Origin of the sequence: Desulfobacula sp. (genome assembly GCF_014237455.1) — a bacterium.
In the GTDB taxonomy this organism is placed as follows: domain Bacteria; phylum Desulfobacterota; class Desulfobacteria; order Desulfobacterales; family Desulfobacteraceae; genus Desulfobacula.
Genome location: NZ_JABZFL010000043.1, coordinates 1 through 9,716, shown reverse-complemented (window position 1 = coordinate 9,716; position 9,716 = coordinate 1). Strand labels below are relative to the sequence as shown.

General features: G+C 44.1%; 11 protein-coding genes. 10 read left to right on the top strand and 1 reads right to left on the bottom strand.

The features are described 5' to 3' along the window. Positions 1-128 precede the first annotated feature (128 nt). The 5 genes from HGJ91_RS06565 to HGJ91_RS06545 all read left to right on the top strand — a co-directional run bounded on the left by HGJ91_RS06565 (position 129) and on the right by HGJ91_RS06545 (position 3,082). Positions 129-377: a hypothetical protein gene (locus HGJ91_RS06565; protein ID WP_291346913.1), complete on the top strand. Its 249-nt coding sequence runs from the start codon at positions 129-131 to the stop codon at positions 375-377. Further along, positions 367-708, top strand: coding sequence for a type II toxin-antitoxin system PemK/MazF family toxin (locus tag HGJ91_RS06560; RefSeq protein WP_291346912.1), 342 nt, complete (start codon positions 367-369; stop codon positions 706-708). The genes HGJ91_RS06565 and HGJ91_RS06560 overlap by 11 nt, the downstream gene beginning before the upstream one ends. A gap of 136 nt (positions 709-844) precedes the next feature. Beyond that, complete coding sequence (locus HGJ91_RS06555) at positions 845-1,102, top strand: DUF6364 family protein (protein WP_291346911.1); 258 nt, start codon at positions 845-847, stop codon at positions 1,100-1,102. Next, a complete protein-coding gene (locus HGJ91_RS06550) occupies positions 1,102-1,278 on the top strand; it encodes a hypothetical protein (protein WP_291346910.1) in 177 nt (58 codons plus the stop codon). The genes HGJ91_RS06555 and HGJ91_RS06550 overlap by 1 nt, the downstream gene beginning before the upstream one ends. Before the next feature lie 112 nt (positions 1,279-1,390). Further along, positions 1,391-3,082: an aminotransferase class I/II-fold pyridoxal phosphate-dependent enzyme gene (locus tag HGJ91_RS06545; protein WP_291346909.1), complete on the top strand. Its 1,692-nt coding sequence runs from the start codon at positions 1,391-1,393 to the stop codon at positions 3,080-3,082. A 5-nt stretch (positions 3,083-3,087) separates the two neighbouring features. Here the strand turns inward: HGJ91_RS06545 and HGJ91_RS06540 are convergent, their stop codons facing one another. Beyond that, complete coding sequence (locus HGJ91_RS06540; protein WP_291346908.1) at positions 3,088-4,041, bottom strand: transposase; 954 nt, start codon at positions 4,039-4,041, stop codon at positions 3,088-3,090. 72 nt (positions 4,042-4,113) lie between these two features. On the opposite strand from HGJ91_RS06540, the gene HGJ91_RS06535 reads away from it, so the two are divergent. The 5 genes from HGJ91_RS06535 (at position 4,114) to HGJ91_RS06515 (ending at position 9,640) form a co-directional block, all read left to right on the top strand. Beyond that, positions 4,114-6,021 (top strand): nucleoside-diphosphate sugar epimerase/dehydratase, encoded by a 1,908-nt coding sequence (locus HGJ91_RS06535; RefSeq protein WP_291346907.1) that lies wholly within the window; start codon positions 4,114-4,116, stop codon positions 6,019-6,021. 210 nt (positions 6,022-6,231) lie between these two features. After that, the gene (locus HGJ91_RS06530; protein WP_291346906.1) at positions 6,232-7,305 is read left to right on the top strand and encodes an NAD-dependent epimerase/dehydratase family protein; all 1,074 of its coding nucleotides are present in this window, start codon (positions 6,232-6,234) and stop codon (positions 7,303-7,305) included. A gap of 23 nt (positions 7,306-7,328) precedes the next feature. Then, positions 7,329-8,315 (top strand): UDP-N-acetylmuramyl pentapeptide phosphotransferase, encoded by a 987-nt coding sequence (locus HGJ91_RS06525; protein ID WP_291346905.1) that lies wholly within the window; start codon positions 7,329-7,331, stop codon positions 8,313-8,315. 323 nt (positions 8,316-8,638) lie between these two features. Beyond that, a complete protein-coding gene (locus tag HGJ91_RS06520) occupies positions 8,639-8,920 on the top strand; it encodes a helix-hairpin-helix domain-containing protein (RefSeq protein ID WP_291346904.1) in 282 nt (93 codons plus the stop codon). Positions 8,921-9,082: 162 nt separating this feature from the next. Further along, positions 9,083-9,640: a DUF2760 domain-containing protein gene (locus HGJ91_RS06515; protein ID WP_291346903.1), complete on the top strand. Its 558-nt coding sequence runs from the start codon at positions 9,083-9,085 to the stop codon at positions 9,638-9,640. The last annotated feature ends 76 nt before the right edge of the window (positions 9,641-9,716 follow it).

The following is a 9,716-nucleotide window of genomic DNA, read 5'->3' as shown; positions in this document are numbered from 1 at the left end:
GACGGGGTCTGATACCGTGCCGAAAAGAGCACCAGGAGAAAATCAAGTTTTTTTTATCGGTTTTTAAATATTGACAATGTGCGTTTATATGCGCATAATAAGTACCATTCAAATATAAGGAGTTTTGTATGAGTACTGAGACTGTCAGATTAAACATTACACTTCCGATAGCTATTGCTAAAGAGCTTAACCAGGCCGCTCCCCCTCGTAAAAGAAGCCAGTTTATTGCTGAGGCCATAAAACAGAGGATTGCCCGAAAAAACAAGGAAATCTTGGAAGCGCTTCTTGCAGAAGGGTATCAAGAAAGAAGGAATGAGGCATTAGACATCGCCAAAGATTTTGAATCCATAGATCTTGAGCATTGGGATGACTATTAAAAGAGGAGAAATTTTTTTAACGGCTCTTGATCCGGTCATCGGACATGAGATTTCAAAAACAAGACCTGCAATTATTGTTTCAAACAATATTGGTAACAGGAATTCAGAAACAGTCTCGATTATTCCAATCACATCTAAAAATCTTTCAAAAATATATCCATTTGAAATCTATTTACCCAAAAAATCTACCCAGTTAAACAAAGACTCAAAAGCCAAGGCAGATCAAATCCGCACAATAGATAAGGCAAGGCTTATAAAAAAGGTTGGAAAGTTGAATAAAGATCTGATTCAAAGCATGAACAAAGCTATCAGTATCCACCTCGGTTTATAAGTGGATTGGGGTCAGGCTTTCCTTATTGTGGTTATTGAGTGTCTGCTATAGTATTAAAAAATTTATCTGTTTAACTTTGCGCCTATTAGGCGTATGCTAGGCGCAAGAATCATTATTTATTGGTCTGGAGGATATTATGACAAAAACTAGATTAAATATAAGTACAGATAAAGATCTTGCTGATTTTATAAAAATATATGCTGCCGAAAATCGTACCAGCATTGCTAATATTGTCACCCAGTATATTTTATCGCTTAAACGAAGAGTTGAGGGTGAAAAAACTAACGAGATCCTTTCCAACCCGGTTTTTAATGAGAGTATGATCGAAGTTCAAACAAAATTGCAGAATGGAACATCAACCTGGCATTCATATGATGATGTTTTTGGAGACTGATGGATATAAAATTTGAATCCGTTTTTCTAAAAGCAATAAAAAAACATTCATCAATCAAAAAACAGGTTCAAAAAAAAGATGATACGGTTGTTCTGTATTCCGATTGTAAAGACACACAGGATGAAACTTTGAAATTTGTTCTACTTGGCCCACACGATAAAACTTATGGGATATAGAATTGACTTTGAAATGAATCCCTTGTGCCCGGAACAAAAACAAGTGCAAATCCGCGACAGAAAAATCCAGGCAATAACCACAATAACCACAATAAGGAAAGCCTGACCCCCTATGTTTATTCATGAAACGGCAGTAGTTGACGAGCAGGTTGAGATTGGTGCTGATACAAAGATATGGCATTTTTCCCATATTTTGAAAAATTCAATTGTGGGCAAAGGGTGCAGTATCGGTCAGAATGTGGTGGTGGGGCCGGATGTTAAGGTTGGCGACAACTGCAAAATTCAGAACAATGTGTCTGTGTACAAGGGGGTGACCCTTGAAGATGATGTGTTCTGCGGGCCTTCCATGGTATTTACCAATGTATTCAACCCCAGGTCTGCCATAAGGCGAATGGATGAGATCCGGCCGACTTTGGTGAAAAAAGGGGCTTCTTTAGGGGCCAATTGTACCATTGTCTGCGGGGTGACAATCGGGAAATATGCTTTTGTGGGAGCCGGGGCTGTTGTGACAAAGGATGTATTGGATCAAGCCCTTGTGGTTGGCAATCCTGCAAGACAGACAGGGTGGATGTGCGAGTGCGGGGAAAAGATTAATGATGATATGGTCTGTTCCGTGTGTGGAAAGGATTATCAATGGTTGAATGATGTCAATGATAATTCTGGGGATGATGGTATTGTCTTTGTTGATCTTGCTGCCCAGCAGAAAAAAATCCTGCCGGATATTGAAGCCAATATTCGGGCTGTTTTACAGCATGGCAAATATATTATGGGGCCGGAGGTGAAGGAGCTGGAGACCCGGTTGGCTGAGTTTGTGGGTGTCAAACATGCATTGACCTGTTCATCCGGGACTGATGCACTGATCATGGCTCTTATGGCCTATGGTGTCGGGCCCGGGGATGCGGTTTTTACAACGCCTTTTACCTTTATTGCCACGGCTGAAGCCATTCGAATTCTGGGGGCAGTGCCTGCTTTTGTGGATATTGATCCGGGTACATTTAATATGTCTGTGGAAAAGCTTGAAACGGCAGTGCTTGAATTTAAAAAAGATTATCCTTCAGGGCTGACTCCCAGAGCAATTATACCCGTGGATCTGTTCGGACTTCCCTGTGATTATGATGGCATTAACAAAATTGCAAGAGACAATGATCTGGTTGTTATAGAAGATGCGGCCCAGTCGCTCGGGGCTGAGTATAAAGGCCGGTCGGCGGGTGGGCTGGCAGATATCGGGTGTACCTCTTTTTTCCCTGCCAAACCTTTGGGCTGTTATGGTGATGGGGGAGCGATTTTTACTGATTTAGATGAGATTGCTGAAAAGCTTAATTCCGTACGGGTCCATGGAAAGGGATCTGATAAATATGATAATGTGCGTTTGGGAATAAATGGACGTCTTGACACCTTGCAGGCGGCAATTCTTCTGGCAAAGATGACGATATTTCCCCGTGAAGTTCAAAAAAGAAGGGATGCTGCCCAAAGATATACCCGGGTGATTGAAGGTCTGCAGGGTGGGGGCGGTGTTGTGGTGCCTGGGGTTTTTGACGGGTATAAGAGCGTGTGGGCTCAGTATTCTTTGCTGGCAAAGGATGGTGAGATGCGTTCTCGTATCCAGGAAAGATTGAAAGAGAATGGCATTCCCACAGCAATATACTACCCAACGCCATTACATTTACAGACAGCTTATCAAGATCTGGGGTATAAAAAAGGTGATTTCCCGGTTTCTGAAGATTGTGCAGGCCGGATCTTCAGCCTTCCCATGCATCCCTATTTGACGAAAAAAGAGCAGCAACGGATTGTCACCGCAATCTAACGGGGTCAGGCTTTCCTTATTGTGGTTATTTGGTTTTTGATATGTTCCATTTTTTCATGCATTGACCTGTTTTTTGTAAGGCGGGTACGTATTGTCTTGACCAGTTTGCTCATTGACGGCAGATTCCGGTTAAAGTATTGTGCAAAATCCGACAGCAAATAATCGCAATGATCCATGCCGATCAGTGCGGTCATTGCTCTTGCTTCTACCAGATATCTTGCACGGCTGGCACTTGTCATTTCCAAAGGTGAGACCTTGTAAACCTGTGCTGCTACATCCACCAACTGCTCAATTGTAATTTTTGCAAAAACCTTTTCACTGTTTTGTTTGAGTACATCTCTGACAAAGCTTTCATTGCCAAGTATTCGCCCTTCCTTGCTGCCATGGCGGAGCTGCTCCAGAAGTTCTTCCTCGGTTGTCTGCCCCATAAAATGCAAATAGGAGGCATGTGCGGCAGATTTTGTTTTGCCGAATTGACCCAGGCCCTGGTCAACACTTAACCAGGAAGGGGATTGGACATGCCCGGTATATGCTGCATGGCTGCTGAAACGATAATCAATCGGATCAGTTACCAACTTGGCGCGCACCGGGTTAAGATGAATGTAACGGATCAGCTCTAACAGATATGCATCTTTGTCTACAAGAATTGCTTTGTAACGTCCCTGGAACAGGTGTCCGACCCGGTCATGCCGCTTATTGAACCAGTGTGTATAGCGCTGAGAGATATTTTGCATCAGTTTCGAAAGAGGCTTGTCTTTGACCTGCAATGCCATATGAACATGATTTTTCATCCAGCAGTACGCGTGCAGCATGAGTGAGTATTGATCCAGTGCCTGGTCCAGGATATCTTCGAAATACCGGTATTCTTCATCTTTATGAAAGATAGTCTGCTTTGCGTTACCCCTGAGCATTACATGATAAATTGCGCCGGGATAGTGAATTCGAGGTTTTCTTGCCATAATTGCTCATATCATGTATATATCCATAATACAACTCAATAACCACAATAAGGAAAGCCTGACCCCATAAGGATGTTTACCCAGCTGAGACATTTTAATTTTTATGTAATTTTTTTTCTTGATCTGATCCTTTTTTCAGCAGCTTTGTTCTCTGCCTATCTTATTCGGTTCGAGTTCATACTGGACCGGTATTATTTTGCCCAGGTTCTTTCCCTGCTGCCCATTGTGCTTGTTGTTAAGGCAACGGCATTTTTGTTTATGGGGCTTTACAAGGGCATGTTCCGGTATACGGGTATTCCCGATCTGTGGAAGCTTTGCAAGGCCACGGTCTTGTCCACCCTGGTATTAATGGCAATTATACTTATTGTACATCGGTTCCAGGGTTATTCCAGGGGTGTGTTCCTTATTGACGGGGTGCTGGCCTTTTTGTTTACCGGGGGACTGCGGGTGTTTATCAGATTTATTTTCCAGAAGTACATGAACACGGGAACCGAGTCTGCCTTTCATTTATTTAAAACCAGCAAGGACTTTAATCCTGTATTGATTTATGGGGCCGGCAGCGCTGGTGAAAAGCTCTTCCGTGAGGTGAGTGAAAATCCCAGGCTCACCTATCGTGTGGTTGGATTTGCCGATGATGATAAGAGCAAGCAGGGCCGGTCCATCCACGGGGTGCCCGTGTTGGGCGGGGTAAAGGATCTGGGTGTCATCAGGGAAAAGCACAAGGTCAAAGAAGTTTTGATTGCCATGCCGTCATCTACGGGGCGGCAGATGCGGGTTGTTGTGGAAGCGTGCAAGGCCTGTGACCTGCAGTTCAAGACCTTGCCGGGCCTGAGCAATATTATCGACGGTAAGGTCAGCGTGAAGACCCTGCGGGATGTCTCATATAAAGATTTGCTGCGCAGGAAACCCGTGGAGCTGGACTCTGATAAGATCGCAGGGTATCTCAATGATAAAATTGTTCTGGTGACCGGGGCAGGCGGCAGTATAGGAAGTGAACTGTGCCGCCAGATTATAAAATTCCAGCCCCGGCAGCTAGTCCTCCTGGACGTGTCTGAATCAGGACTTTACCACATCCAGATGGAGTTGAAGCACAGGGCCGGGTATCAGCAGTACAGCACGGTCCTGGGCCAGATCCAGGATGAGGAACTCATTGAGAGTATGATGCAGCGTTATAAGCCCCAGGTGATCTTCCATGCTGCTGCATACAAGCATGTTCCCATGCTGGAGCGCAATCCCTGGCAGGCCGTGTCCAACAATATCCGGGGCAATCATGTGATGCTGGAAAAGGCCCTGGAGTACGGGGTTGGTTATTTTGTGCTGGTCTCCACGGACAAGGCTGTGCGGCCCACCAATATCATGGGTGCCTCCAAGCGGGTGTGTGAGCTGCTGGTGCGGAGCTACATGGGCAATGGTACACGTATGATGTCTGTGCGGTTTGGCAATGTTGTGGGATCTTCCGGGTCTGTCATTCCTTTGTTCAGAGAGCAGATCGAGCGGGGAGGACCCGTGACCGTGACCCATCCCGAAGTGACAAGGTATTTCATGACCATCCCTGAAGCATCCCAGCTGATCCTCCAGGCAGGTGCCCAGGGAAAAGGCGGGGAAACCTTTATTCTGGATATGGGCACACCCATCAAGATCGCGGATATGGCCCGGGATCTGATCCGGCTGTCCGGCAAAGAGCCGGATGATGATATTGAGGTGCAGTTCACAGGGCTTCGCCAGGGGGAAAAACTGTATGAGGAACTCATCACGGAGGGCGAAGGGATTGTGCCCACCATGCATGAGAAAATCATGGTGCTCAAAGCTGATGGAGACTGGGACGGTATGGGCAGTCAGGAGGTTTTCCGGCAACATCTGCTGGATCAGCTCCAGAATCTCTACACTGTGGCATCTCTGCATGATGTGCAGGGTATCAGGGAAAAAATAAAAGAAATCGTGCCCGAATACGAGGTGCAGGGAAGCACCTGTGTTTTGTAGGGAGAATAGATGACTCGTGCAAAGGTTTCATATATCCTGACCCAAAAGGTGCTCTTGAAAAATCAGGCTGACTTACCGGTACTTTCGGTATTCCATCATGAAATTAGTCATCAGAATATTATTACTTTTTTGTAACTATTCAGCGCAACTCCTTTGATAAGTAAACTCATACATATAATAAAAAACAAATTCATACGGAATGTGGCTATCGTGGCCGGTGGTACTGCAGGGGCACAGGCTATTGCAATGGTTTTTTCTCCAGTGGTTACCCGGCTTTACGGACCAGAAATTTATGGTCTTTTAGGCACTTTTCTGGCAATAACCTCCATGATTTCACCGGTGGTTGCTCTTTCTTATCCAATTGCGATTGTTTTACCTAAAGAAGACAGTGATGCAAAAGGAATAGTACGGCTCTCGATATATATCGCTGATCATATCTATTGGTTTGATGATTGGAGCAAAGCGCTTGATGGAATTGATGTGGTGATTCACACTGCTGCAAGTGCTCATATTATGAATGACTCAGCTGCTGATCCGTTGGCGGAGTTTCGCAAGGTAAATACAGCGGGCACTTTGAAGCTAGCTCGGCAGGCTGTGGCGGCCGGGGTTCGACGGTTTGTGTTTATTAGTTCTGTTAAGGTTAATGGGGAAAAAACAGGGAGGCAGGTGGAGGGTGTGCGGAGAAGCTTTTCTGAAGAGGATGTCCCTGAGCCACAGGATGCATATGCGGTTTCAAAGTATGAAGCTGAGCAGGGGTTGATGGCGATCGCTGAAGAAACAGAACTTGAGGTTGTGATTATTCGGCCGCCTCTGGTTTATGGACCTGGGGTCAAGGCTAATTTTCGTTTGCTGATGAAGTGGGTTCAAAGAGGTGTTCCGCTGCCATTGGGTGCTGTACATAATAAACGCAGTTTTGTGGCTTTGGATAATCTGGTGAATTTTATTATTCATTGTATGGATCACCCTAAAGCTGCAAATGAAGTATTTTTGATTTCTGATGAAGAGGATGTATCGACTACTGAGTTGTTGCAGAAGATGGCGCGGGCTTTTGGAAAGCGGTCTCTTTTACTGCCGGTGCCTGTTGGCTTGATGACCTTTGTGGCGGGTCTGTTAGGCAAAAGGAATGTTGCAGATCGTCTGTTTGGTTCTTTGCAGGTGGATAGCTCCAAGGCGCGGGATCTGCTGGGGTGGAAGCCGGTTGTTTCTATGGATAGAGCTTTAACTGGGGTCAGGTTCGGTTTAGCGTCGGTGTCGGGAGAAGAGAGACCGGAGAATACTTCATAATTTCATAAAGGTCAGATTTTAAAATGAATTATTTAATTGTTTACATAGCCTCTTTAGCTCTTGGCAGTGCCGGCGCCTGGCTTATCGTCAGGTGGGGCAGTGGTTTTGGACTTTTGGACAAGGCCAGTAACCGGAGTTCCCATAAGGGAGTTGTTCCAAAGGGCGGTGGGATTGGGATCCTGGCCGCTTTTTTATTGGCATCGTGGGTGCTGGGGCTTCCGATATTATTCTGGATGTGTGCCGGGCTGATTTCCCTTTTGAGTCTGTATGGTGATCGCAGGGAGATTGCCCCAAAAATTCGGCTGGGGATTCAGCTTCTGGCAAGCATTGGTCTGTTGTCTGGCCTGTTTTACTGGGAAGGAAGGGGGTGGCCTGTTTATCTGTTGATCCCTTTTTTTGCTGTGTTTGTTGCAGGAACGGCAAACTATTATAATTTCATGGATGGAATCAACGGGATTGCCGGTATTACCGGTATGATAGCATTCGGCTTGATGGCTTTATTTGTGGTTCTCTCAGGGGGGGCTGATTCTTTTATTGTCCTCAGCGGTTGCATGGGTCTGGCGTGCATGGGTTTTTTACCCTTTAATATGCCGAAAGCCCGTGTGTTCATGGGGGATGTGGGAAGCATTATGCTTGGGTTTGTGTATGCCGGGCTGGTGGTGGGATTGTCTTATAGTCTGAATGATTTTATGGTTCTTTGTGCGTTTCTTTTTCCTTTTTATGCAGATGAGCTGACGACCCTGTATGTGAGGATAAAGGATGATTTTCCTTTGATAAAGGTGGATAAGTTGATGAAACCGCATCGGAGGCATTTTTATCAGTTGCTTGCCAATGAAATGGGAGTGGCTCACTGGAAGGTTTCCACAGGATATGGGGTGTTGCAGGTTCTGGTGGGAATCGGCGCCCTGGTTCTTCGCGGGTATGGAAATTTGGCGGTTGTGATTTTTTTGGGATGTTGTTTTGCTGGGTTTGGGTTTGTCTCGTTTTTTGCCCGGAGACATAAAAATTAAAGATGTGGTCATAACTCAGAGAGGATTGGCTGATCGACTGGAGATTTTTTATATATTGATTCTACAGAAAATCTGAATGGCGGGATCGAAATATTGCGGAAAAAAGTAAAAAAATTGATATTTCTTTGATTTTTTCTTCAAAAATCAGGGTTTACCCTGATTGACAGAGCCCCCTGATTTTTTTATAATTTTTATCGCAAGAATGAATCGGTTGCCAGAAAGATCTAATTTCTGGCGAATTTTCTATTATGAAATGAGCGAATTCAAAAACTCTTGGGAATCAGGGGACATTTGTATTTTCTTATTAAAAAAAGGAGACTAAAATGAATCAAATTAAAAAAGTATCTTTGTTAATCCTGATCAGTTTGTTATTTCTCAGTTTCTGTCAGCCGGTGATTGCCGGCAGTGGAAAAATAAATATAAATACAGCAATCAAAAAAGAACTTGTGACCCTTAAGCATGTCGGAGACAAAATTTCAGAAAGAATAATTGAATATCGAAAGGACAATCCTTTTCAGAAACCTGAAGACATTATGCAGGTGAAAGGGATTGGACAGAAAGTGTTTGATGCCAATAAGGATGTTATTGTTGTAAAAGATGAATAAAAGTTTTGATGTAGCAACTTTCCCCTGATTCCCAATTTTTAAAAAACAGTCTTTAAAAAGCGGTTGCTTGATATAGACTATTTTTGTATTATTATCTAAACCATGCTGTAAATCACAGCATGGTTTTTTTATTTATGGATTTTGAAAGGAAGCGTCTGGCTTATGAATATTTTAGAGCTGATATCCAATAATTTTTATTTATGGGTAGTGCCGGCAGCAGCAGTGGGCCTTTTATTGTTTGGCTGGGTATTATGGCTTGTTTTGAGAAGCTCAAAGTCAAAGACGGTTGCTGAAGTTCATGTTAAAAAAGATTTTGTGGATCAGAAAATAGAGCGGGACCGGAAAACACGTTTGTTTCTGCACAGCTTGTCTGTATTGCAGCGGGATGGGCGGCTTCTGGATTTTTTTGATGAAGATTTAAGTTTGTATGATGATGAGCAGATTGGTGCTGCTGTACGAAGTATTCATGAAGACTGTAAAAAGACAATAAAAAAATATATTGATCCAAAGCCTGTGATAGACAATGAAGAGGGTGAAATGGTAACGATTGAACCAGGGTTTGATATTGATTCAATTAAGCTTGTTGGAAATATTTCAGGAGAGCCTCCATTTGAGGGTGTTTTGAAACACAGGGGATGGAAGGCCGGGAAAAAAGAAATCCCCAAACTGTCAGACATTCAGGATGCAGCGATTATTATTCCTGCAGAAGTAGAAATTTAACTGGGGTCAGTAACTGGGGTCAGGCTTTCCTTATTGTCGTTATTGAGCTCAATAACGACAATAAGGAAAGCCTGAC